Origin of the sequence: Nocardia asteroides (genome assembly GCF_021183625.1) — a bacterium.
In the GTDB taxonomy this organism is placed as follows: Bacteria; Actinomycetota; Actinomycetes; order Mycobacteriales; family Mycobacteriaceae; genus Nocardia; species Nocardia asteroides_A.
Window position 1 is genome coordinate 887822 of sequence record NZ_CP089214.1, and the last position, 22969, is coordinate 910790.

The following is a 22969-nucleotide window of genomic DNA, read 5'->3' on the forward strand; positions in this document are numbered from 1 at the left end:
TCCCGAGTAATGCGGGGCGGCCATACCTCCTCATCGCCGGATATGGCTTCTGTTGCCTTTTCGGTAACTATGATGACAGACGTGCGCAAGCCTCCTTTCCCGCATTTCATTGACGGATGTCGATGACATATGTCAGTCTGAGTGCGCTGTAGGCAGCGGAAGAAGCTGCCGCCCATCACCTTCCACTCGAAAGCCCCACCCTCCGTTGACGCAGGTCAGCGCTGCTGGTGGGATCGAGGTCATGACCGATGCATCAGGCAGACCCCAGGGGCGCGAAGCCCAGCGGCTGCGCACGCGGGACCGCGTGCTCGACGCCGCGATCACCGAGTTCGCGCGCACCGGCTCGGCGGAGGCCGATATCGCGGCCATCGCCGAGGCCGCCGGCGTCGCGCGCGGCACCTTCTACTTCCACTTCCCCACCAAGGAGCACGTCCTGCTGGAGCTGGAGCGCCGCGAGGAGACCCTGCTCGCCCAGAGACTCACCCGCTTCCTGCGCGGCGAGCACGACCTGCGCGCCGCGCTCGCCGAGACCGTCCGGCTGGTGCTCGCCCTGGAGCGCAGGCTCGGCAACACCCTGTTCCGCGAGCTGCTCGCGGTGCACTTCTCCCCCAACCGCGGCGACGGCGACCCCAGGGACTTCCCGATGATCGCCACCGTCGCCACCGAGATCGAGAACGCCCGCGACCGCGGCGAGACCAGGGACGGCATCGACCCGTACCACGCCGCGCTGTTCTTCCTGCTCGGGCTGTACGCGCTGCTCGCGACCACCCCGGACAACCGGGCCATGCGGGCCGCGATGCTCGACAGCTACCTCACCACCGCGCTGCACAGCATGGAGCGCTGATGACCCTTCTCGAACGGAGCGAACCTCATGTGGCTGGACCTCGTGCGCATCCTCGCGGCCTGGGTGCTCGTCTGCGGCATCATCGGCTTCTGGTACTGGGTCATGAAGAACATCGGCACTTTCTGATCGGCCGCCCGCCCGACGGAGCCGTCCCGTGAACCCCCGCGCGCTGGAGCGCGGCTGCGCGCTGACCGCGGTCGCCTTCTCCGCGCGCCGCCGCGCGAATGCCCGCCTGCTCACCGGCGCGCACCGCGGCTTCGGGCTGAACGCGGCGGGCACCATCGTCCAGGTGCCCTACCCGCCCGCCCCCGGTTGGACCCGCACCACCCTGACCTGCGGCGTCGCCCTGCAGTGCGCGCCGTCCAAGGACGCACTCGCCCGCTACGCCCTGCACGAGCTCTCCCCCCGCGAACGCGGCGCGCTCTCCCTGATCGAGGGCGGTGTCGCGGCGGGCTGGATCGCCGACCGGCTCCCCGGCCTGATCCCGGAGCTGCGGCTGCGCCTGCCCGACCTCCCCTTCGAACCCGACCTCGACGTCCCCGCCATGCTGGAGCGCGCCGACCGCCTCGCCCGCTCCCGCACCCCCCTCCCCGCCCATCCCCTGCTCGGCACCCTCCCGCTGAGCGCCCCCGGCCGCAGCGCCCTCGCCGCGGCGGTGCACCGCACCTACGGCCGCATGCCGTGGACCAGCAGGCGCAGCGACGCGAAGCGCGTGCTCTCGGTCCCGGTCGGCGGCGACGGCGGCGCCCGCACCAGCACCCTGCCGCCCCCGAGCCACCCGGACAACGAGGACCTCGACATCCGCGCCGACCGGCGCGCAGGCATCCCGTACCCGGAGTGGAACATGTGGACCGAGAGCTTCCTCCCGGACCACGTCGCGGTCCTCGAACACACCGACCCCGCGCGCGGCGGACCGGCCCGACCGGTCGATGCCGACCTGCGGCGCTGGTTCGAGCAGCGCACCCACCGCGCCCTGCGCGGCGGGCTCCCCGACGGCGCCGACCTGGACGTGGACCGCTATGTCGCGCACCGCCTGGACGCGCTCGGCGGCCCGGTGCCGGAGCCGCGGGTCTTCCGCGACCTGCTGCCCACGACCCGCGATGTCACCACTGCGGTGCTGCTCGACGGCAGCTCCTCGCTCGGCAGCAACGGCGGCCGCGCCTTCCGGCTCGAACTCGCCTGCGCCGACGCGCTCTCCCGCGCCATGGCGCTGGCAGGCGAGCGGCACGGCCTCTTCGTCTTCACCGGCAACACCAGGCACCGGGTGGAGGTGCGCTGTCTCAGGGACTTCGACGACCGGCGCTCCGTCGACCCGGGCGGGCTCGGGCTGCTGGCAGGCGGCTACACCCGGCTCGGCGCGCCGCTGCGGCACCTGACGCACCGGCTCGCCGAACGCCACGCCGAGCGCAGGCTGCTGCTGGTGATCGGCGACGGCCTGATGTCCGACGAGGGCTACGAGGGCCGCTACGCCTGGGCCGATGTGGCGCACGCGGTCACCGAGGCGGACGAGGCCGGGATCACCGTCTACTACATCGGCGTCGGCCCGGTCCGCGTCGATCCGCTGCCCGAGGTGTTCGGGCCGCGCCGGTCCTGCCGGATCCACCGGGTCGAGCAGCTCCCCCCGGTGCTCGGTGCCGTGCACCGGGCCCTGGTCGCCGCCTGACCCCAGCACAGCGAGGAGCACTCCGGTGCGAGATCTCTACCACGCCACCGGCGACGAGGTGCGGCTGTTCGAACAGGCGCACCGGCAACGACTTCCGGTCATGCTGACCGGCCCGACGGGCTGCGGCAAGACCCGCCTGGTCGAGCACATGGGCGCGCTGCTCGGCCGCCCGGTGCTCACCATCAGTTGCCACGACGACCTGACCAGCGCCGACCTGGTCGGCCGGTTCCTGGTCGCCGGCGGCGACGTGGTCTGGCAGGACGGCCCGCTCACCCGCGCCGTGCGCACGGGTGCCATCTGCTACCTGGACGAGGTGGTCGAGGCCCGCCACGACTCGCTGGCCGTGCTGCACTCGCTCACCGACCACCGCCGCACCCTCTACCTGGACCGCTCCGGCGAAGAGCTCACCGCGCCACCGGAATTCCAGCTGGTCTGCTCCTACAACCCCGCCTACCGCAGCTCGCTCAAGGAACTCAAGCCCTCGTTCCGGCAGCGCTTCGTCACGCTCGGGCTGGACTACCTGCCGCCCGAGCACGAGATCGCCGTGATCGCCACCGAATCCGGCGTCGATACGGCCGTCGCCGGGCGGCTGGTCGGCTGCGCGGGCATGATCCGCCAGGCCGACGAGGCCTTCCACTTCGAGCCGCCCTCCACCCGGGTGCTGGTCACCGCCGCCCGCATGATCGCCGCGGGCGCCGACGAGCTCGCCGCCGTGCAGGCCGCGGTGCTCGCGCCGCTCTCCGGTGACGGCGCGCTCTCCGACGGCCTGCGCGAGATCGCCGCCGCCGCCCTGCTTCCCCATCCCGCTACCGAGAGGACGGCACCGTGAACGACCAGGACCGCAGACGAAAGCGCGCGCTCATCGTCTTCCAGCTCACCATCTACGGCTTTCTGCTCGCCATGTTCCTCGTCCAGCTCAGCATGTGCGCGACCAGGGACTGGTAGCCGTGAACCTTCCCACCTTCCGCCGCGCCGCCACCCCGGCGGGCTCGGCCTACGACGAGCACCACGAGCAGAGCAGGCAGGCCCAGCGCCGCGCCGACGTCTGGCTCACCGCGGGCACCGCGCTCATGGGCACCTTCATCTTCGGCTTCGCCGGGCTGCCGATCTTCCTGCGCGGGGTCTGGCTGCAGCGGAAAGCCCAGCGCGACGGGCTCTCGGTGCGGCCCATCATCGTCACCCTGATCGGCTACCTCGTCATCCTGGACGCCTTCCTCAACAGCATCGGCTGGGTGCTCGACATGCTCGCCAGCCACACCCTGGTGACCCGGGTCTTCTTCACCGCGTGGGGCAACTTCGTCGACAACGGCTACTTCTGGCACTACAACGAGCTCTTCATCGGCGGCGCGGGCGCACCCGGCGAGAAGGGCTGGGAGGTCGCGCTCATCCTGGTCGTCTTCCCGATGCGGGTCGCCGCCGCCATCGCCTTCCTGCAGATGAAGCGCTGGGGACACCAGTGGCTCATCGTCACCTGCTGGTTCGGGGTCGTGATCTGGGTCGGCTACGTCGTGAACATGACGGTCTACGCCGATATCCGTTTCGACGGCACCGTGCTCCCGGTCATCGGCTGGTGGCTCTACGACATCTTCTACATCACGCCGTTCCTCGCGATCCCGTACCTGCACACGGTGAACCGCGAGATCTTCTCCGACTGAGCCTGGAGCATCGCATGACGAGCACCGAACTTCCCCCCGGAACCACCCCCGCCTTCGCCGGCATGCACAAGTGGCTGCGCCGCGGCATCTTCGTCTGCCTCTTCGCCCTGGTCATCGAGGGCGCCTTCACCGTGCCCGCGCTGGCCGTGTGGTACGGCTGGCCGACGCTCTCGCTCACCGAGATCTGCAGCGAGCTCATGAAGGTCCGCTACAGCGACGACACCCTGGAGTGCGAGCACCCCGCGCCCTTCAACGCCCCGCCACTGGGCGGGCAGGCCGAGGGCGCGGGCCAGCAGACCGCCCGCGACGAGTGGGGCGTGCAGCCCAGACCCGACTACGGGCGGATCGGCTTCCGCGAGCTGATCCGCATCCACGAGGACCGGATCGCGCGGGAGGAGGCAGCCGGACGCTGATCGCCCGGCGGCCTCAGTACTGCTGCTGGGGCCGCCGGATGATCGCGCTCGCGCCGACACCGCCGAGCAGCGAGATGATGCAGAGCCCGGCGATCAGGTTGATCGCGGCCGTCGCGATCTTCGCGTCCACCCCGGCGACCAGGGTGAACGGCACCAGCGTCGCGAGTGCGGTGAGCAGCCCGGTGATCCAGTAGAAGAACTGCATCGGGCTCGGCATGAGCGCGAGCAGCAGGTTCAGCAGACCGGCGGCGGCGATCGCGGCGGCGGCGCCTGCCACGGCGTAGGAGGTGGTCGACACCGTCCCGTAGGCGCCCGCGCCCTCCGGCGAGAGCACGGCGATCTTCAGGATGCCGCGGATCAGCATGATCAGCACCACGATCACCAGCGCGACCACCGCGGCCGTGCCGACGGCACCCGCCCACAGTCTCCCGAGGTTGATCTTCGGCTCGCGCCGCTGCTGTTGCTGCCGGGGCCGCTCGGCTTCGCGGTAGTCGTCCGCCTGGTACTCGTACCCGGGCTGCCCGGCATACCCCTGCTGCTGCTGGGGGTATGCCTGGGTGCGCGGGTACTCGCGGCCCTGCGGGTCCTGGCGACCGTAGTTGTACGACGGATCCGTCATAGGCAGAAAGTACCCGCTCCCGGCGGAACGACCCACCCGAATCGAGGGCATGTCCACCGGGGTGGCATATCCGGTCCGCCCGCGCCCGGTGCTCGGGGCGGGAATGACATCGGCTCAGCCACCGTGCAGTACGTCGAGCAGTTCCTGTTCGAGAGCGACGAACTCGGGCGCCGCCAGCATCGACAGGTCCCGCGGGCGCGGGAGGTCGACGCGGACCTCGCGGCGCACGGTGGCCGGGCGCGGCGAGAGCACGACGACGCGGTCCGAGAGGTAGACCGCCTCGCGGATGTCGTGGGTGATCATCAGCACCGTCCACCGGTATCGCTGCCAGACCCCCTGCAGCCAGGACTGCATCTCGGTGCGGGTCAGCGAATCGAGGGCGCCGAAGGGTTCGTCCAGCAGCAGCAGGTCGCGTTCCTGGACCACCGTGCGCAGCAGCGCCGCCCGCTGCCGCATTCCGCCGGAGAGCTGGGCGGGGCGGGCGTCCTCGAAGCCGGAGAGCCCGAAGACGGGGAACAGCTCGCGGGCCCGGCGCCTGGCCTCCGTCCGCGGCACGCCGCGGACCAGCAGCCCGAGGGTGGTGTTGTCGAGCACGGTGCGCCACGGGAAGAGCAGGTCCTTCTGCGGCATGTAGGCGCAGTGCGAACCGGCGGGTTCGCCGTCGTGGCTGCCGAAGTGCACACTGCCGGAGTCCGGGGTGTCCAGCCCGGCGAGCATGGCGAAGACGGTGCTCTTGCCGCAGCCGCTCGGGCCGATGACGGAGACGAACTCGCCGTGCCGCGCGGTGAACGACACCCCGGCCAGCACGTTCCGGGGCGGCCGGCCGCCGGGTAGCGGGAAGGACTTGGTGAGCGCGTCGACGACGAGCGCGCCGCGCAAGTCAGCCATGTCGCTCCTGTCCGCCGCGCGCCCACGGGGCGACGACCCGTTCGATCGCGAAGGTCAGCAGGTAGAGCGTGATGCTGAGCACGGCGGTGACCAGCACCGCGGCCAGCACCAGGTCGGTGCGGAAGGAGTTCTTCTGCAGGCTCATGTAGATGCCGAGCCCCTCCTTCGCGCCGACGTACTCCGCGAAGACCGCGCCGACGACCGCGTAGGTGACCCCGATCCGCAGCGCCGTGAAGAACCGGGGCAGCGCCGACGGCAGCCGGACATAGCGGAACACCTGACCGCGGGCGGCCCCCATGCTGCGCAGCAGCGCACCCGCGTCCCGATCGGCCGCCGCGAAGCCCTCGATCAACCCGATCGCCATCGGGAAGAAGGTGACCAGCGCGACCACGAGCACCTTCGGCAGCAGCCCGAAACCGAACCAGATCACCATCAGCGGCGCGATCGCGATGATCGGCAGGGTCTGCGAGGCGACGAACAGCGGGACGAACGCCCGGCGCAGCCACGGCGAGAAATCCACCAGCACGGCCAGTGCCCAGGCCAGGGTCAGCGAGACCGCGAAACCGACCAGGGTCACCTGGAGCGTGGCCGCCGCGTGGGTCGCTATCTCGCCGCGATGCGCCCAGCCCTGCTGCCCGACCCGCAGCGGGGACGGGAGCAACTGCGGGCGGATCCCGCTGACCTCGACGTAGCCCTGCCAGAGCGCCACCAGCACCGCGACCGTGACGACCGCGGGCAGCAACCGCCGGACTACCACCCCGCGCGGGCTGTCCGACGGCTTCGCGGCGCCCGAGATGTCAAGCGGGGGTGAGGTAGTCATTGGTGAAGTACCGCGACCAGTCCGGCTCCGCGGTCAGCGGCGCGCCGTCGGGGCCCGCCAGCAGCCCCTTCCGGTACAGGAAACCGGAGTTCGCGGCCCACTGGTCGAGTGCCTGCGCGCCGACCCGGCCGTCGGCGCCCTTCATGAACCGGCTCGCGAGCATCCGCTGGCTCTCGAAGACCAGGCTCTCGTCGTTGAAGGCACCGGGGTTGGCGGCGATGAGGTCGCGGGCGGCGGCGTCCGGGTCGTCGGCGGCGGCCTGGTACCCGCGCTGCAGGGCCTGCACGAACTTCGCCGCGCGCTCCGGGTTCGCCGTCAGCCAGTCCTGGTTGCCGTCGATCAGGATGGCGTAGGAGTCGGGGAAGCCGAAATCGGTGTACCGGAGGTACTTCATCGGGGTGCCGTGGTGTTCGGCCTCGATCCCCTCCCAGGCCAGGTAGGAGACGGTGAAGTCGGCCTGTCCGGAGTAGACCGCCTCGTAGGCCGAGGTGCCGAGGGTGACCGCGGTGAAGTCGCCGGTGCCGCCGTCGTTGCGGATCACCTGCTGCAGGACCTCCACCTCGCCGGGTTCGCCGAAACCGGCGTAGGTCTTGCCGTCGAGGTCACGCGGGGTGGTGATGTCGGCGCGATCGGCCCGCACCCCGATCCCCGTCGCCCAGTGCCGCAGCGGCGCGAGGACCGAGACGGTGTGCGCGCCGGATGCCCGCGCGAAGGTCGACTGCCCCTGGGTGCTGATCCCGAACTCGGCGTTTCCGGCGTCGACGACGGTGCCGACGGCGGTGTTGTTGTACGGCAGCACCTCGACGTCGAGCCCGGCGTCGGCGAAGTAGCCGCGCTGCAGCGCGACGTACAGCCCGGTGTGGTTGGTGTTCGGCGTCCAGTCGAGGGCGAAGCGGATGGTCTGCCCCTGGTCGGCGCTCGCGCAGGCGGTGAGCGCCGAGAGCGCGGCCACCGCGGCGACGGCGCAGGCGAGGGCGCGGCGCAGGCGGCCGCTCATCCGGCGGGCCAGGGCTGCGGGTGCAGGGCGGTGTCCCAGAACATCAGTTCGTAGCGGGTGGCGATGACGAAGGCCGTCTCCATCGCCGACAGGTCTTTCGCGCCCGCGGTCGCGGCGGCCGCGTCGACCAGTGACCTGGCCGTGGCGGCGGACTCCTGGAACTCCGCCGCGCCGTAGGTGGAGACCCACTGCGCGTAGGGGTGCTCGGGGTCGGCCGCGAGCACCTCGGACGCCGTCGCGGCCAGGTCGCGGCCCACCTCGGCGTAGATCCAGAAGCACGGCAGCGCCGCCGCCGCGCCGACCGCGTAGGACTCGGTGGTGGCGGTCGCGATCAGAAAGGAGACGTAGGCCAGGCAGGCCGTCGAGTGCTCCGGCTCGCCGGTCCGCTCCGGGATGCGCCCACCGGTGAGCAGATCCTGGTGCAGCGCGGTCTCGACCGCTACCGCGGACCCGGCGGACTGCGCCCAGAACCGCGCGGTCTCCGGGTCCGGCGATTTCGCCGCGAGCAGGGACAGCGTCTTCGAGTAGCCGGCCAGATACAGCGAATCCTGCTCCACGTAGGTGCGGAAGACCTCGAGCGGCAGCGTGCCGTCGCCGAGGCGGCGCAGGAATTCGAGCTCATCGATGGCGCCGCGCAGTCCTTTCGTCCGATCCCACAGGTGGTCGGTGAAACGTGCGGTCTCGGATGGTTGCGCGCGCAAATCAGGACATCCCTTCGTCAGCATTACCTGAACAGGTTCTCGGGTCTCATCTCAGCCCCGCTCGCGCGGAGCACCCCGTGTCGTACGGTTTCCGACCTTAGCAGCGAAAGATCCCCCGGTGGGAGGCCCCTTCGCCACCAGCGGTTTCGTCGGCGACCGGCTCACTCCGCCGGCGGCAGGTCACCGTCCCGCTTCTCGATCCGGCGCGGCCGGGCGATGCGCGGCGCGTTCGGGCGCCTGCGCTGGCGGGCGCCGAACTCGACGATCTGCGCGTCCCGCTCGCCTTCGCCCGGCTCCGGGGCGGGCGGCGCGGGCGGCCAGGCGCCGGTCTCGGCCTGAAGCTCCGAGCGGGTGACCGGGCGGGTGGGCGGCGGGTCGCCCGCGCGGCTGTTCTCCGGGCGCCACGGCTTGGGGTGCTGGCCGCCGGGTTCGTCGGGCACGCGCCTCGGGCGGCGCGGAAGCCGGACGACGTTCGAGGAGCCGTCGTCGTCGCGGGCCGGTTTGATGCCGTCGAGCTTGCGGCGCAGCTGGTCGCGCATGCTGCGTCTGCCGCCGCTGCCCGGCGCTTCGTCGTCCGACATGCCGCTAGAGATCGAGCTGAGGGCTGATCATGTCACTCACGCCCGTATTGTCCCTCGAGATGGCCGCCGACGTGCCCTCCCGGATCAGTGCGGATCGGTTACGGTGCCGCCATGACCCGCTCCCCGGTCACCCCCGACGACCTCACCCGCGCCGTGCGACTGGCGATCGCCACCCTGCGCGCCGCGCCCGGCGGCTGGGACCGGAGGGCGGGAACGCTGGAGTGGACCTGCTGGGAGACGGTCGAGCACCTCGCCGACGACCTCGTCTGCTACGCCGCCCAGCTCGGCCCCGAGGAGCCGTCGCGCACCGCCGAGGTCCCCTCCACATGACGAGCAGGCGGCCGGGCGGGCCGGTGAACATGATCCACGCCGACCGCGCCGCCGGGCCGGAGGGGCTGCTGCGGGTGCTGGCGGCTTGCGGTGCGCTGCTCGCGGCCATGGTCCGGGTGACGCCACCGGACGTGCGCGCCCACCACGTCTACGGCGTCTCGGATGCCGAGGGCTTCGCCGCGATGGGCCTCGTGGAGACCCTCGTGCACACCCACGACCTGGCTCGGGGCCTCGACCTGCCGTGGACGCCGCCCGCCGAGCTGTGCGCGCGGGCACTGCACCGCCTGTTCCCGGACGTCACCGTCGCCGACCCCTGGCCGACCCTGCTCTGGGCCACCGGCCGCGCCGAACTCCCCGACCGCGCGCGCCGCACCGACTGGCGCTGGTACGGATCACCCCCGGAGTCTTGATGGTCGACCGGCTCGAGGACGTCGGTAGCGCTACCCGCCGGGCTGACGGGCGGCGCCGCCTGCCTCGCGGGCGCCGCGCACGGCGAGCTTGTCGGCGCGCTCGTTCTCCGGGTGCCCGGCGTGGCCCTTCACCCACTCCCAGGCCACCTCGTGACCCGAGCACGCGTCGGAGAGCCGCTGCCACAGGTCGGCGTTCTTGACCGGCTCCCGCTTCTGGGTGAGCCAGCCGTTCGCCTTCCACTTCGGGATCCAGGACAGGATGCCGTTGCGGACGTACGTGCTGTCGGTGTAGACGCGGACGGTCGAGCGCCTGGTCAGCGCCTCCAGGGCGCGGATCGGGGCCATGAGCTCCATCCGGTTGTTCGTGGTGGGGCCGGGATCGCTGCCATAGAGCTCGCGCTCGTGCGCGCCGTAGCGCAGGACCGCGCCCCAGCCGCCGGGGCCCGGGTTCGGGGCGCAGGCGCCGTCGGTATAGATCTCGACTTCCACGCGGTGAGACTACTGGCTCACCTGATGAGCCCGGCCTGCTCACGCGGCAGTCGGCCGAGCACTGGTTCGAGCGCCCCGGTGAACCGATGAGTTTCACCGACGGGCACCGTCTCCCTTCTGAGATATCGACGACAGGAGTACAGCCATGCCCGCCCCCGCGAACAGAGCGGTCCTCTGGGCCATGATCCACGCCGAGCGCCGCGCGCTCGCCGACGACCTGGCCGAGCTGAGCGCGGAGCAGTGGGCGGCGCGCTCGCTGTGCTCGGAGTGGACGGTCGAGGAGGTGGTCGCGCACCTCACCGCCGCCGCGAGCACCGGGCGGATGCGCTGGATCCGCAGCATGGCGGGCGCCCGCTTCGACCCCGCCGTGCACAACGCCCGGCTCCTCGCCCGACACCGGGGCGCCGACCCCGCCGCCACCCTGGCACGATTCCGCGCGGTAACGGACAGCACCACGGCGGCCAGCGGCCACACCCCGGCCTGGCTCGGCGAGATCGTGGTGCACGCCCAGGACATCCGGCAACCACTCGGCCTGCCCGCCCGGCCCGGGCTGGAGGCCTGCACCGAGGTGGCACGCTTCTTCGCGTCCCGCAATTTCGCGGTGAACAGCAAGGACGCGGTGGCGGGGCTGCGGCTCGAGGCCACCGATGGGCCGTTCACCGCGGGGGAAGGCGCACTCCTGACCGGGCCCACGCTCGCCCTCGTCATGGTGATGGCGGGCCGCACCGCCTACCGCGCGGAACTCACCGGCCCCGGGGTGGCGGAACTGCGCGAACGCCGGTAATCGGCGTGCCGGAAAGCCCTCCTCGCTGCAACACTGGCGAGGTGATCACCTTCCAAAGGTGATGCACGAAGGGGGATTACCGTGCACGACGACGCCATCGCCGACAACCGGGCGAACTGGGACGACCGAGCCGACGTCCACGCCCGATCCGAGCTCTACGACGTGGCGGGGTTCCTCGCCGACCCGGCCCGCATCTCGTCGGTCGTCCGCAACGACCTGTCGGTCCTCCGAGAGCACCTGCCGCCCTCCGGCATTCGCGGCCGCTCCCTGCTACACCTGCAGTGCCACATCGGAATCGACACGATCTCCTGGTCCCGCGCGGGCGCCGTCGACGTGCACGGCCTCGACTTCTCGCCCAACTCGCTGCGCCACGCCGCCCGCATCGCCGCCGCAGACGGCCGGGCGATCACCTGGGTGCGGGGCGATGCCCGCTTCGCCTCCGACCGAATTCAGCGGCGCTTCGACACCGTCGTCACGAGCACCGGGACCATCGTCTGGCTGCCCGAGCTGACCAGCTGGGCGGAATCCGTTCGCGCCCTGCTGAACCCGGGCGGGGTGTTCCTGATCCGCGACGACCATCCGATCCTCGGCGCACTGGACTTCCAGCCGTGGCGGATCAGCGGGGACTACCTCCCCGGCGGCGGCACGCGGACCTACGCGGACTCGGGCACCTACACCGAGGACTCGGAGGGCACGATCGCGCACGCCAGGAAACACGAGTGGCGGCACAGCCTCGCCGAGGTGATCGGCGCACTGCTCGCGGCCGGGCTGCGCATCGACGCGGTCGCCGAACTGCCGTACATGGACTGGCGCCCGTTCCCCGAACTCGTCGCCTGCGCGCAGGGCTGGGCCCTGCCGCCCGGCGCGCCGCGCATCCCCCTCAACTTCGCCGTCGTCGCCCGACAGGCCGCGTGACGGCACGCGCCCGGATGCCGTGATCGCACCGATCGCAGCCGTTCAGCCCCTGTTCGGCCGGGTATCCGACCGAGGAAATGAAGCTTGACACTCGTGTAAGGCCGGGCTAGCTTCAGGTGGCCCAGATCACAATCAAGATCGGGTCGCCGGACTCGCCGAACGCGCGATGCGGCGTCGAATCGGTGGCTCGACGGGATGGCCCGGCATTCTTTCGCCGTGCCCGACCGGCTTGGAAGGGCGCGCTAAATGGGTAGCAAGACCGGTCGAATCGCCGCCGCGGCACTGGCTGTGGCGTGTGTGTTCTCCGTCGTCTCGTGTAGCGACGACAGCAGTTCCGACGCGGGGGGCACCTCCATCGCGCCGGGTAACGAGGCGAGTGGGGCGCCGATCAAGATCGGCCTGTTCAATCCGTCGAAGGGCCCGGCCACCCAGCCGGGCGTGACGACCGGCAAGAACGCCGCGGTCGAGTACATCAACAAGCAGATCGGCGGCATCAACGGCCGGCCGATCGAGGTGATCGACTGCGGTGTCGACAACACCTCGCCGGAGTCGACGATCTCCTGCGCGAACCAGTTCGTGCAGGCCGGTGTGGTCGCCACGATCGACGGCTACAACGCCGAATCCCTGGCCGCCACGCCGATTCTCACCTCGGCCGGCATCCCGCTGATCGGTCAGATCCCGTTCAACACCGCGACCGCCGCCTCCACCGAGAACCGCCTGTACTTCGGGCCGCACCCGGCAGGCTTCCTGGTCGGCTTCCTGCAGTCGCTGAAGCAGGCGGGCAAGAACTCGCTGACCCTGGTGAACGCCGATCTGCCGCAGGCACATCAGGTGTTCGACCAGCTGCTCGCGCCGCTGGCCAAGCAGCTCGCCATGGACGTCAAGAGCGCCTACTACCCGCCCGCGTCGCCGAACTTCACCGCGCTGGCCTCCACCATCGCCGACGGCAGCCCCGCCGCGGGCGGGCTGATGACCGCCCCGAACGACAACACCTGCAACAAGCTCGCGCAGGCGCTGAAGTCGGTGAACTACAGCGGAACCGTCTTCCTCGCGGCGTGCACGGAGTACGTCGACCTGCTCGGCGCACAGGCCGTCGGTTCGCAGTCGTACTCGCCGGTCTGGCTGCCGCCCGCCATCGACTCCGCCCCCGAACCCGCGAAGACCAACCTGCGGACCGCGGAGAAGTTCATCGACAACGCCGGTGGCACCGCGGGCTTCTACGCCTACGGCACCTTCGCCACCCTGGTCGACTTCGCGCAGGCGCTCACCGCCAAGGCGCCGGCCGAGTTCACCGGCCCGGCCGTCCTGGCCGCGCTCCGCGGCCTCACCGACTACCAGAGCTTCCTCGGCCCGAAGCTGAACTGCACCAAGCCGAGCACCCCGACCTGCACCAGCGAGATGCTGCTGTTCGAGGTGACCGCCGACAAGAAGCAGGCCCCGGTGGGCGGCGGCTACATCACACCGAACCCCCAGGTCATGGCGTTGATCCCGGGCGCCGCGTAGCGACTTCGGGTGACTGTGGGGGCGGGCCGTTCGGCAACGAGCGGCCCGCCCTGCACGACTCGGTCAAGCTCAGAGAAGATCGGCATCACATGGCCCAGTTCCTGCAGTTCGTCTTTCTCGGCCTGTCGACCGGCGCGGTGTACGCGGTCCTGGCATCGTCGCTGGTCGCGGTGCATGCCGCGACGGGGATCATCAATTTCGCGCAGGGCGCCTTCGCGCTGTGGGCGGTCTACGTCGTGGCCGCGCTGCGCACCGACGGAACCTTCGTGCTGCCCGTCGGCAGCATCTCGCTCGGCAGCGAGGACGCCCCGCCGGCCATGCTGCCGGCCGTCGTCCTGGGCGTCGGCTCGGCCGCCGTCTGGGCGCTGCTCGCGCACCTGGCCGTGTTCCGGCCGCTGCGGCAGGCGCCGGTGCTGGCCCAGGTGGTGGCCTCGGTCGGGCTGATGCTGTTCATCCAGGCCCTGGTCGGGCTGCGGTTCGACACCGAGAACCTGTTCGCCCAGCCGATCCTGCCCGACGACACGGTGAAAGTCGCCGGGGCGACGGTGAATGTCTCCGACCTGATCCTCGCCGGTGTCGCGATCGCCGTCGCGGCCCTGCTCTACGCTTACTTCAGCCGCACGACCGCCGGTATCGCGACCCGCGCGGGCTCCGAGGACGAACTCGCTGCCCGCCTCACCGGCTACTCCCCCGATCGGCTCGCCGCCATCGTCTGGGTGCTGACCGGCGCCGCCTGCGGCCTGATCGGCGTGCTGGCCGCCTACACGATCGGCCTGAACGAGACGAGCTACACCTTCTACGTGATCCCCGCGCTGGCCGCGGCGCTGGTCGGCCGGCTGGCCTCGTTCGGCGTCGCCTGCGCGGCCGGGCTGCTGCTCGGCTCCTTCCAGGCGGTCATCCTGTGGGCCGATTCCAAGGACGTCTTCCCGAACTGGGCACAGGCCGGGCTCGGGGACGCGGTGCCGTTCGTCGTCGTGATCGTCGCGCTGTTCCTGCTCGGTGGCCGCATCCCGGCCCGCGGTTCGCTCGGCGCGGTGCGGATGCCCGCCGTGCAGATCCCGCGCATCCGGGTGGTGCCGACGGTGCTGGTCGTGGCGCTCGCGGTCGCCGCGATCGTCTGCACCACGGGGACCTGGCGTTTCGGCGTGGTCACCTCGATCATCCTGTCGCTGATCGCGCTGTCGCTGGTGCTGCTCACCGGCTACCTCGGTCAGATCTCGCTTGCCAGTATGGCTTTCGCGGGGGCGGCCGGATTCGCGCTGTCCAAGCTGGCCGACAGCTGGAGCCTGCCCTTCCCGCTCGGCATGATCGCGGCGGCCCTGGTCGCCACCGCGCTCGGTGTCCTGGTCGGCGTACCGGCCCTCCGCATCCGCGGCGCGCAGCTGGCGGTGGTGACGCTGGCCGCGGCCCTGGCAATCCAGAGCTTCGTGTTCAACAATCCGTCGCTCACCCCGGCGCAGGGCAACCTCATCGCCGACCCGCAGCTCTTCGGCATCGACCTCGGTGTCCGCGCGGGCACCGACCTGGTGACCCTGCGGTTCGCGCTGATGGTCCTGGTCGTGGTGACGATCTGCACGCTGCTGGTCATGCGGATCATGGGCGGCGCCACCGGGCGCGCCCTGCTCGCCGTGCGCTCCAACGAGCGCGCGGCCGCCTCGGTCGGCATCGACGTGGCGTCGACGAAACTCCTCGGCTTCGCCGTCTCGGCCTTCCTCGCCGGAATCGGCGGCTGCCTCATCGGGTACAGCCGCGGCCAGCTCTCGGCGGCCTCGTTCACCGTCATGATCGGGCTGACCGTGCTGGCGATGACCTACGTCGGCGGCATCACCTCGGTCTCCGGCGCGTTCATCGCGGGCACGGCGGGGCCGCTCGGGGTCGGCTACGTCTTCCTCAACCAGACCCTCGAGCTGGGCGAGTACTACGAACTCATCGCCGCGGGCGTGCTGCTGCTGATGGCGGTGCTCAACCCGGTCGGCGTGGCCGGTGCGATCGCCGAGGCGCGACAGCACCTGCGAACGGCGACAGCCCGCCGATCCGCACCCGCGCCGGTCGCCGACGCGAACGAGAAGGCAGCGGCCCATGCCTGACACCACGACCCTGTTGCGCACCGGGCAGCTCTCGGTGCGCTACGGCGGCGTCGTCGCCAACTCCGGCATCGACATCACCGTCGGCTCCGGCGAGATCGTCGGCCTCATCGGGCCCAACGGCGCGGGCAAGACCACCTTCGTCGACGCGGTCACCGGGTTCACCGAGGCCACCGGCGCGGTCACCCTCGAGGGCACCCGGCTGGACCGGCTCGGCCCGCACCGCCGCCGCCGCGCCGGACTGGCCCGCACCTGGCAGGCGGGCGAACTGTTCGGCGACCTCACCGTGGAGCAGAACCTCGCCGTCGCCCTGCAGCGGACCGGCGTGCGGTCGCTGTTCACCGATATCCTCGGCCGCTCCGCGCCGCCGCGCGACACCATCGGGGCAGCACTGGAGCTGGTCGGGGTGCCCGGTGTCGGCGACCGCCGCCCCGGCGAGCTGACCCTCGGCCAGCAGAAACTGGTCGGCGTCGCCCGTGCCCTCGTCGGCGGCTCCCGGGTGGTGCTGCTCGACGAACCCGCGGCGGGCCTCGACACCCACGAGAGCGTCGAGTTCGGGCAGCACCTGCGCCGGGTGGCCGCCTCCGGAATCGGCGTCCTGCTGATCGACCACGACATGCAACTCGTGCTAGACATCTGCGCGCGGCTGTACGTGCTCGACTTCGGCGTCGTCATCGCCGGGGGCGAACCCGCCGTGATCCGGGAGGACCCGAAGGTGATCGCCGCCTACCTGGGCACCACGAGCCACAGCGACGACCCCCCTGCGACCACCGCCCGACCGGCAGGAGCGAGCGAATGACCAGCCCCGCACTGGATCTTGCGGCGATCACCGTCGGCTACGGCGGCGTGCCCGCGGTCCGCGACCTGGACCTGCGGGCGCGGCCCGGCGAGATCCTCGCACTGCTCGGCCCGAACGGCGCGGGCAAGACCACCACGCTGCTGGCCGCCGTCGGCGCGCTGCCACTGATCTCGGGAACCATCACGGCGCTGGGCGCACCGCTGGATCGGCGGGTCGAGCGCAATGCCCGCCGCGGCGTGATCCTCGTCCCGGACAGCCGCGGCGTGTTCCACCGGCTCTCCGTCGAGGACAATCTGCGGCTGGCGCGGCGTAGGAACAGCCCGGCCATCGACGACGTGCTGGACTACTTCCCCAAGCTGCGCACGCTGCGCTCGCGCGGCTGCGGCACCCTCTCCGGCGGGGAACAGCAGATGCTGGCCCTGGCCAAGGCGCTGCTCTGCGCGCCGAAGGTGCTACTGATCGATGAACTCAGCCTCGGGCTCGCCCCCATCGCGGTCGAGGAGCTGCTGCCGCGGCTGCGCGAGATCGCCGACGACCAGCACATGGCCGTCGTCCTGGTGGAGCAGCACATCGAGCTGGCGCTCTCGATCGCCGATTCGGCGCTGGTGCTGCACCACGGCCGGGCCGCGCTCACCGGCCCGGCCGCCGAACTGCGCGGGCGCCGCGACAGGGTCGAGGCGGCGTACTTCGGTACCCTCGACACCGCGGGTGGCCCGATCGGGAGCTGACATCGACTGTCGCACCGGGTGGCGCGGCCCGCCCGGTACGACAGCCGACGAGGGAGGGGAGCGTGACCGAGACCGGTCAGCGGGCACGGCGCAGCACCCGCAACCGCCCCACCGACACCCAGCTGCTCGACGCCGCCTGCGCGGTGATGGCCGAGGTCGGGGTCGACCGCGCCACCATGGACACCATTGCCCAGCGCGCCGACACCTCGCGGGTGACCCTCTACGCCCACTTCGGCTCCAGGGACGCCCTCGTCGACGCCGTGCTCGAACGCGAACTCGAGAAGCTCACCACCTGGATGTTCGAGATCTACGACCACGGCGAGACGATGCAGTACGGCCCGCGCGCCGCGTACTCGATCGAATCGCTCTTCGACTACGCGCGCCGCCACCCCAGTGGGTTCCGCGTCCTGCTCGACAATCGCTACGCCGACACCCACCCGGTGCGGCGGCTCTCCGCCACGCTCGAACCGCGGATCGCGGAACGGTTGCGCGCCAACTACGCCGAGCGCGGCACCCCCATCGACGGGGGCGCCGAGACCCTCGCCGCCCTGCTGCTCGGCATCAGCCTCGACGTCGCCTACCGCGCGGTCATCGTCGACGGCTCGGACATCGCTGTGGCCTGCGAGCTCGCCGTCACCGCCTCGCTGGCGGTGTTGCGCGCGGTCGAGCCCGCTCAGCTGCGCGCCCTGGACGCCGACCGGCCCCGCGCGCGCTGATGCGCGCGCGTGTCGGGTATCGGTCAGCCGCAGCCGCACCCCATGGCCACCGGCCGTCACCGCGAGGCGATCCCCGGAGGGCGCCGAACGCGACGCGGCCGAACGGCCGAACGGTGACCCGCGAGCCGCCGACACACTGAAAATCATATTCAGTAACATTCCGGCCGTGACGACCAGCCAGCAGCAGCGGACCGGCAAGCCGGGCACCGGCACCTCGACCGACGATCCGGCGGCAGCCGAGGCGGTCTACCTCGACGCGACCAGGCAGCTGCTGGAGCCGCTCGGGGTGCGCGACGGCGATGTCGTTGTCGATGTCGGCCCCGGTGCGGGCTCGGCGACGGTCGCGCTGGCGCAGGCGGTGGGCGCGCGCGGGCGCGTCTACGCGGTCGATCTCGACCACTCCATGCTCGAGGCGACGCGGGCGGCCGCGAAACAGGCCGGCTTGGCCGACCGGATCCGCCCGATCTGCCACGACATCGAGGACGGGGCGCCGCCGCTCCCCGAGCCCGCCGACGCGGTCTGGTCGTCGTGGTGCGTGCACCACGCCCGCGACTGGGACGCCGCCGCTCGCGCGCTGCTCGGCGTGCTGCGCCCGGGCGGGGTGCTGTGCCTGGCCGAGGGCGGGCTGCCGACCCGCTGCCTGCCCTGGGATATCGGCATCGGGCGCCCCGGGTTGGAGGTCCGGCTGGACGAGGCGCACGACCGGCACTTCACCCAGTGGTTCTTCGGCAGGCCGGGCGCGCGGCGGCCCGCGCGCGGCTGGGCCGAGATCCTCACCGGCGCCGGGCTTTCCGAAGTCACCGCGTTCACCGCGTTGGTCGACATCCCGGCCCCGCTGAGCGCCGAGGTCCGCGCAGTGGTGCTGGCCGAGCTGGCGGCCCGGGTGCGCCGGGCCGGGCCGTTCCTCACCGCCGACGACGCCGCCGCCTGGGCCGAGCTGCTCGACCCAGCCGCACCGGCCTGGCTCGGCCACCGCGCCGACCTCACCCTGCTCACCGCGCGCACCGGGTTTCGCGGCCGCAAGCCGGAGCGCTGATCAGCTCGGCATCTCCGCGCAGCGCCGGACCACGGCGAGCACCCGGTCGATCTCGTCCGGGGTGTTGTAGACGTGCACGCTCACCCGCACCGCGTGGTCGCGGGAGTCCCGCCCGGCCTGGCAGTGGCTGTCGGCGCGGACCATGATCCCCTCGTCGGCGAGCACGAAACCGAGGTCGTCGGAGCGGACCCGAGCGTGCCGGAAGGTCACGATGCCCTCCCGGCGCTGCACGGGCGAGCCCGCGGCGAGGCTGTCCTGGCAGCCGAGCACCTCGACGTCGGGGAACCGGCGCAGCCCGTCGGTGAGCCGGGCGGTGAGCGCCGTCGTCCAGGCGAGGAGTTCGGGCAGCCCGGCGGCGTCGAGCCAGTCCAGCGCCGCCGCGAGGCTCACGATCCCGGCGGTGTTCGGGGTGCCGCGCCAGCCGCCGAGCTCGAACCGCGGGCCGAGCCGGTTGCGCGCCCAGACCGCGCCGACCCCGGGCAGCGCGAGCATCTTGTGCCCGGAGAACACCAGGAAATCGGCGTCGAGCTCGGCCACCGACACCGGCCGGTGCCCGACAGCCTGCGCGGCGTCGACGCAGATCGGCACGTCGGGCCCGACCGCGGCCCGCACCCGGTGCAGGTTCATGTCCGCGCCGAACACGTGGTGCACGTGGGTGGCCGCGACGAACCGGGTGCGCGGGCCGACGAGCGCGGGCAGCGCGCGGTGGTCGTAGTCGCCGGAGGCCGGGTCGACCGGCAGCGCCAGCACCCGGATCCGGATTCCGCCGCGCTCCAGCCGGTCCCGCAGGTCGAGCCAGGGCCGCAGGTTCGCCTCGTGGTCGCCGAAGGGGACGATGAGCTCGTCGCCGTCGCGCAGCTGCCCGGCGAGCCAGTCGCCCGCCACCGCGCGCAGCCCGCCGCTGGTGCCGTCGACGAACTCGACGGTCGACTCGGTTCCGTTGTCGCCCAGCGCCGTCCGGACCCGGTCCCGGGCGGCCTCGATCCGGGCGGTGGTCGCTGTCCCCCACGGGTAGGCGCCGCGCGCGGCATTGGCATTGCCGGTGGTCAGGTACTCGGTGACGGCGTCGAGCACCGCGGTGGGCTTCTGGGTGGTCGCGGCGTTGTCCAGGTAGGCGAGATCGGGGTTTCCGGCGATGATCGGGAACTGCGCGCGCAGGCCGCGCTGCCACTCCGCCAGCCGGGTCAGGGTCGGGTCGGGCACGGCGATCAGTCCCTGACCAGCGGTGCGCCCGCGTCCCGCCAGGCGACGACGCCGCCGCGCAGGCTGCGCGCGTCGCGGTGCCCCATCCGGGCGAGCAGGGCGGCGTAGCGCGCGGATTGCTCGCCGATGGGGCAGACCAGGAGCACCGGCCGGGTCGCGCCGAACGGCAACCCGCCGCGGGTGAGCTCGCCGAAGAGCTCGTCGACGATATTGATCGAGTCCGGGATGTGCCGCGCGGTGTAGGCGAAGGAGCCGCGCAGGTCGACCACGAGCGGGTGCTCCGCGGCGATCCACTCCCGGGCGGCGGCGACGTCGGGCTGGGGCACGGCGGCGAGCTCGGCGGCGGTGACGGAGCCGACCGAGTCGGCGCGCTCCGGCTGGTTGAACAGGTCGGGGCGGCGTTTGCGGATGTAGCTCAGGTAGCTCTCGACCCGGTCGCACACGATGAAGACGGCGGTGCGGCGCTCGGTGAGCGTGGCGTCCAGCGCGGTCAGGTGCCGCAGCGCGCCTGCGTAGGCGGCGCCGGAGGTGGGGCCGCCGAGGATGCCGCAGCGGCGGTTCAGCACGAGCATGCCCTCGATCGCCTCCTCGGCGGTGACCGCGTCGATGCTGTCGTAGTTCGCGGGGTCGAAGAGCCCGACCTCGTTGACCTCGTCGATAGTGCGGATGCCCGGGATGAAATCGCTCTTGGCCGCGACCAACCCGAGCACGGAGACCGCCGGGTTGCGCTCCCACAGCACCCCGGCCACCCCGGTCGACGAGCCCGCGGTGCCGACGCAGGCGATGAAGACGTCGGGGCCGTTGCCGTCCAGATCCTCGATGATCTCCGGCGCGGTGCCGACGCGGTGCGCGTCCCGGTTGCGCGGGTTGAAGTACTGGTCGGTGTGCAGGTAGCCGGTGCCGTCCGCGGCGAGCGAGCGGTACATGCGGGTCAGCGGGTCCTCGGTGTCGGTGGGGTCGAGGCACTCGGTGCGGCCGGGCAGCTCCTCGATCTGCGCGCCGAGCAGCAGCAGCAACTCCTTGACCTCGGGCACCCGCATCCGATTGGTCACGCTCCTGAACGGGAGCCCGTGCATGGCCGCGATCACCGCCAGCGCCTTGGCGGTATTGCCGCTGGAGAGCTCGACCACCGCGTCGCCGCGCTCGACCGCGCCGGGCAGCTCGTCGCGGACCATGTTCCAGGCGGGCCGGTCCTTCACCGAGCCGAACGGGTTGAGCATCTCCAGCTTGGCGTAGAGGTCGATGGCGGTCAGCCCGTGCACCTCCGGCGCGATCCGCACCAGCGGCGTATCGCCGACGACATCGAGAATGCTCTCGAACCTCACGATCGGTCACCTTTCCCCGGCCAGTACTGCTCGTCGAGACACCAGCCCCAGCCACCCGCCGCGGGGTAGACCGCCACCGTGCGGGCCTCGGCCTGCATCAGCGCGGGGCCCGCGGCGAAATCCATGAAGTAGCCCGCCGTGTTCACGAAGGCGAGCAGATCGCCCGGCGCGGGCAGCTGCGGCAGCAGCACCGCGCGGCGGGTCAGGAAGTCGTCCTCCAGGCAGAGGTTGCCGCCGAGGTACACCGCGGCCGGTGCGCCCGGCTCGCGGCACACCGGCAGCAGCAGCGGATCCATCAGCACGGCATGGTCTTCGATGCTGATGTCGCGCGAGTTGGCGGCGAGCCGGACCAGCACGTCGCCGGAGTGCAGGGTGCGGACCTCGGCGACGCGGGCGAGGGTCAGGCCGCACTGGTCGGTGAGCGCGCGCCCGGGTTCGATGTGCAGGTCGTAGAGGTTCTCCAGCAGCAGCGTCGCCAGCGGCCTGCCCAGCGCGGCGGATTCGTGGGCGAGCAGCTCCGCCAGGTAGTCGGCGCCCGCCGGCCGGCGGTGCGCCGGGTAGAGGCCGAGTGCGCCGCGCAGCGTTCCGCCCTCAGCCCGCAGCCCGTAACCGTGGTTCTGCCAGGTCAGGGGCGGGCGCTGACCGAGAACCGCGCGGCCGAGCTCGGTGGTGTAGCGATCCCAGTCCTGGCGCGCGGCCAGGTAGTTCACGCCGAAGCCGCCGCCGATATCGATGGCGGTCGGGGCGAAGCCGCGGGCGAGGGCGGCGCTCATCGCCACCAGGCAGCCCTCCAGCGCGAGCGCCTTCTCCTCGATGCCGGTGGTGTCGAGGTGGAAGGCGGTGCCGAGCAGCCGCAGCTCCCTCCGGTGGTTCTCGAGGAGGTCGAGCACGACGGGCAGCTCGCCGGCGTGCACCCCGAAGCGGCTCGGCCTGCTCAGGATCGGCACGCCGGGAGAATCGAAACCGCCGAACCGGATCATCACCTGCACCGGGTCGAGGCCGAATCGGGCGACGATCCCGGCCAGCGCGGACAGCTCCGGCGCGGAGTCCGCGCTCACCACCGCGCCGACCCGGGCCGCGAGCCACAGGAACTCGGTGTCCTTGGGGCCGGTCGCCATGATCCGGTCGCCGGTGAACCCGGCCGCGAGCGCGTGCCGCAGCTCCCCCAGCGAGGCGACGTCGATGCCGCAGCCGGTCGCCGCGAGCTCCCGGACCAGCGCGCTCGACCGGTTCGCCTTGTGCGCGAAGTAGATCGTGCCGCTCAGCCGATGTCGCTCGTAGACCGCGCCGAACGCCGCGGCGTTCTCGGCCAGCCGCTGCGGGAGGACCAGGTTCAGCGGCGAGCCGAGCGCCTGGACCAGCTCGCCGAGCCGCCCCGGGTCGGCGAGCACCTCGGTCAGCAAACCGTCCACCCGTGGTCTCAGGACCAGATCCGCGTCCACGGCACCCCCTTCGAGCTCCACCGT

25 protein-coding genes and 1 riboswitch are annotated in these 22969 nt (G+C 72.0%); of the genes, 15 read left to right on the top strand and 10 right to left on the bottom strand.

The features are described 5' to 3' along the window. The first annotated feature begins 241 nt into the window (after window positions 1-241). The 5 genes from LTT61_RS04410 to LTT61_RS04430 all read left to right on the top strand — a co-directional run bounded on the left by LTT61_RS04410 (window position 242) and on the right by LTT61_RS04430 (window position 4575). A complete protein-coding gene (locus LTT61_RS04410; RefSeq protein WP_233018644.1) occupies window positions 242-844 on the top strand; it encodes a TetR/AcrR family transcriptional regulator in 603 nt (200 codons plus the stop codon). A gap of 154 nt (window positions 845-998) precedes the next feature. Continuing rightward, window positions 999-2507 (top strand): nitric oxide reductase activation protein NorD, encoded by a 1509-nt coding sequence (locus LTT61_RS04415; protein ID WP_233018645.1) that lies wholly within the window; start codon window positions 999-1001, stop codon window positions 2505-2507. Between the two features lie 25 nt (window positions 2508-2532). Continuing rightward, entirely contained in the window at window positions 2533-3336 is an 804-nt protein-coding gene (locus LTT61_RS04420; protein ID WP_233018646.1) for a CbbQ/NirQ/NorQ/GpvN family protein, read from the top strand. Window positions 3337-3454: 118 nt separating this feature from the next. After that, window positions 3455-4162: a hypothetical protein gene (locus tag LTT61_RS04425; RefSeq protein ID WP_233018647.1), complete on the top strand. Its 708-nt coding sequence runs from the start codon at window positions 3455-3457 to the stop codon at window positions 4160-4162. A gap of 14 nt (window positions 4163-4176) precedes the next feature. Further along, entirely contained in the window at window positions 4177-4575 is a 399-nt protein-coding gene (locus LTT61_RS04430; RefSeq protein ID WP_233018648.1) for a hypothetical protein, read from the top strand. Between the two features lie 13 nt (window positions 4576-4588). On the opposite strand, the gene LTT61_RS04435 is transcribed toward LTT61_RS04430, so the two are convergent. The 6 genes from LTT61_RS04435 to LTT61_RS04460 all read right to left on the bottom strand — a co-directional run bounded on the left by LTT61_RS04435 (window position 4589) and on the right by LTT61_RS04460 (window position 9181). Next, window positions 4589-5194, bottom strand: a complete 606-nt coding sequence (locus LTT61_RS04435; protein WP_233018649.1) for a DUF6069 family protein — start codon at window positions 5192-5194, stop codon at window positions 4589-4591. A gap of 114 nt (window positions 5195-5308) precedes the next feature. Beyond that, window positions 5309-6082, bottom strand: coding sequence for an ABC transporter ATP-binding protein (locus LTT61_RS04440; RefSeq protein WP_233018650.1), 774 nt, complete (start codon window positions 6080-6082; stop codon window positions 5309-5311). Next, window positions 6075-6902: an ABC transporter permease gene (locus LTT61_RS04445; RefSeq protein WP_233018651.1), complete on the bottom strand. Its 828-nt coding sequence runs from the start codon at window positions 6900-6902 to the stop codon at window positions 6075-6077. The genes LTT61_RS04440 and LTT61_RS04445 overlap by 8 nt, the downstream gene beginning before the upstream one ends. Continuing rightward, window positions 6880-7899, bottom strand: a complete 1020-nt coding sequence (locus LTT61_RS04450) for an ABC transporter substrate-binding protein (protein WP_233018652.1) — start codon at window positions 7897-7899, stop codon at window positions 6880-6882. Before LTT61_RS04450 ends, LTT61_RS04445 begins: the two co-directional genes overlap by 23 nt. Beyond that, window positions 7896-8600: a TenA family protein gene (locus LTT61_RS04455; protein ID WP_233018653.1), complete on the bottom strand. Its 705-nt coding sequence runs from the start codon at window positions 8598-8600 to the stop codon at window positions 7896-7898. The genes LTT61_RS04450 and LTT61_RS04455 overlap by 4 nt, the downstream gene beginning before the upstream one ends. After that, a riboswitch (TPP riboswitch) is annotated at window positions 8593-8688 on the bottom strand. It overlaps the preceding gene by 8 nt. Before the next feature lie 73 nt (window positions 8689-8761). Continuing rightward, window positions 8762-9181 (bottom strand): hypothetical protein, encoded by a 420-nt coding sequence (locus tag LTT61_RS04460; protein ID WP_233018654.1) that lies wholly within the window; start codon window positions 9179-9181, stop codon window positions 8762-8764. Between the two features lie 111 nt (window positions 9182-9292). Here LTT61_RS04460 and LTT61_RS04465 point away from each other — a divergent pair, with 111 nt between their 5' ends. Next, a complete protein-coding gene (locus tag LTT61_RS04465; RefSeq protein ID WP_233018655.1) occupies window positions 9293-9511 on the top strand; it encodes a hypothetical protein in 219 nt (72 codons plus the stop codon). After that, the gene (locus tag LTT61_RS04470; protein WP_233018656.1) at window positions 9508-9921 is read left to right on the top strand and encodes a maleylpyruvate isomerase N-terminal domain-containing protein; all 414 of its coding nucleotides are present in this window, start codon (window positions 9508-9510) and stop codon (window positions 9919-9921) included. The genes LTT61_RS04465 and LTT61_RS04470 overlap by 4 nt, the downstream gene beginning before the upstream one ends. Window positions 9922-9951: 30 nt before the next feature. On the opposite strand, the gene rnhA is transcribed toward LTT61_RS04470, so the two are convergent. Then, window positions 9952-10410 (bottom strand): ribonuclease HI, encoded by a 459-nt coding sequence (rnhA, locus tag LTT61_RS04475; RefSeq protein WP_233018657.1) that lies wholly within the window; start codon window positions 10408-10410, stop codon window positions 9952-9954. Between the two features lie 145 nt (window positions 10411-10555). Here rnhA and LTT61_RS04480 point away from each other — a divergent pair, with 145 nt between their 5' ends. From LTT61_RS04480 to LTT61_RS04515, 8 genes are all read left to right on the top strand, one after another. After that, window positions 10556-11194, top strand: coding sequence for a maleylpyruvate isomerase family mycothiol-dependent enzyme (locus LTT61_RS04480; protein WP_233018658.1), 639 nt, complete (start codon window positions 10556-10558; stop codon window positions 11192-11194). Between the two features lie 81 nt (window positions 11195-11275). Beyond that, window positions 11276-12109 (top strand): class I SAM-dependent methyltransferase, encoded by an 834-nt coding sequence (locus tag LTT61_RS04485; protein WP_233018659.1) that lies wholly within the window; start codon window positions 11276-11278, stop codon window positions 12107-12109. Window positions 12110-12355: 246 nt separating this feature from the next. Next, entirely contained in the window at window positions 12356-13612 is a 1257-nt protein-coding gene (locus LTT61_RS04490; protein ID WP_233018660.1) for an ABC transporter substrate-binding protein, read from the top strand. Window positions 13613-13701: 89 nt separating this feature from the next. Continuing rightward, window positions 13702-15699, top strand: coding sequence for an ABC transporter permease (locus LTT61_RS04495; protein WP_233018661.1), 1998 nt, complete (start codon window positions 13702-13704; stop codon window positions 15697-15699). Next, window positions 15692-16495: an ABC transporter ATP-binding protein gene (locus LTT61_RS04500; RefSeq protein WP_233018662.1), complete on the top strand. Its 804-nt coding sequence runs from the start codon at window positions 15692-15694 to the stop codon at window positions 16493-16495. The genes LTT61_RS04495 and LTT61_RS04500 overlap by 8 nt, the downstream gene beginning before the upstream one ends. After that, window positions 16492-17223 carry an ABC transporter ATP-binding protein gene (locus LTT61_RS04505; RefSeq protein WP_233018663.1) on the top strand — a complete coding sequence of 244 codons (732 nt, stop codon included), beginning with the start codon at window positions 16492-16494 and terminating at the stop codon, window positions 17221-17223. Before LTT61_RS04500 ends, LTT61_RS04505 begins: the two co-directional genes overlap by 4 nt. Before the next feature lie 62 nt (window positions 17224-17285). Beyond that, the gene (locus tag LTT61_RS04510) at window positions 17286-17939 is read left to right on the top strand and encodes a TetR/AcrR family transcriptional regulator (protein ID WP_269821847.1); all 654 of its coding nucleotides are present in this window, start codon (window positions 17286-17288) and stop codon (window positions 17937-17939) included. A 166-nt stretch (window positions 17940-18105) separates the two neighbouring features. Further along, complete coding sequence (locus LTT61_RS04515; protein WP_233018664.1) at window positions 18106-18975, top strand: class I SAM-dependent methyltransferase; 870 nt, start codon at window positions 18106-18108, stop codon at window positions 18973-18975. On the opposite strand, the gene LTT61_RS04520 is transcribed toward LTT61_RS04515, so the two are convergent. Genes LTT61_RS04520 through LTT61_RS04530 form a run of 3 tightly spaced genes read right to left on the bottom strand, consistent with a single transcriptional unit; the run spans window position 18976 to window position 22945 of the window. Next, on the bottom strand, window positions 18976-20178 hold the full coding sequence (locus tag LTT61_RS04520) for an aminotransferase class V-fold PLP-dependent enzyme (RefSeq protein WP_233018665.1): 1203 nt from the start codon (window positions 20176-20178) through the stop codon (window positions 18976-18978). It lies immediately after the preceding gene. A 5-nt stretch (window positions 20179-20183) separates the two neighbouring features. Continuing rightward, complete coding sequence (locus tag LTT61_RS04525; protein WP_233018666.1) at window positions 20184-21503, bottom strand: pyridoxal-phosphate dependent enzyme; 1320 nt, start codon at window positions 21501-21503, stop codon at window positions 20184-20186. After that, window positions 21500-22945, bottom strand: coding sequence for a Y4yA family PLP-dependent enzyme (locus LTT61_RS04530; protein ID WP_233018667.1), 1446 nt, complete (start codon window positions 22943-22945; stop codon window positions 21500-21502). Before LTT61_RS04530 ends, LTT61_RS04525 begins: the two co-directional genes overlap by 4 nt. Between the last annotated feature and the right edge of the window lie 24 nt (window positions 22946-22969).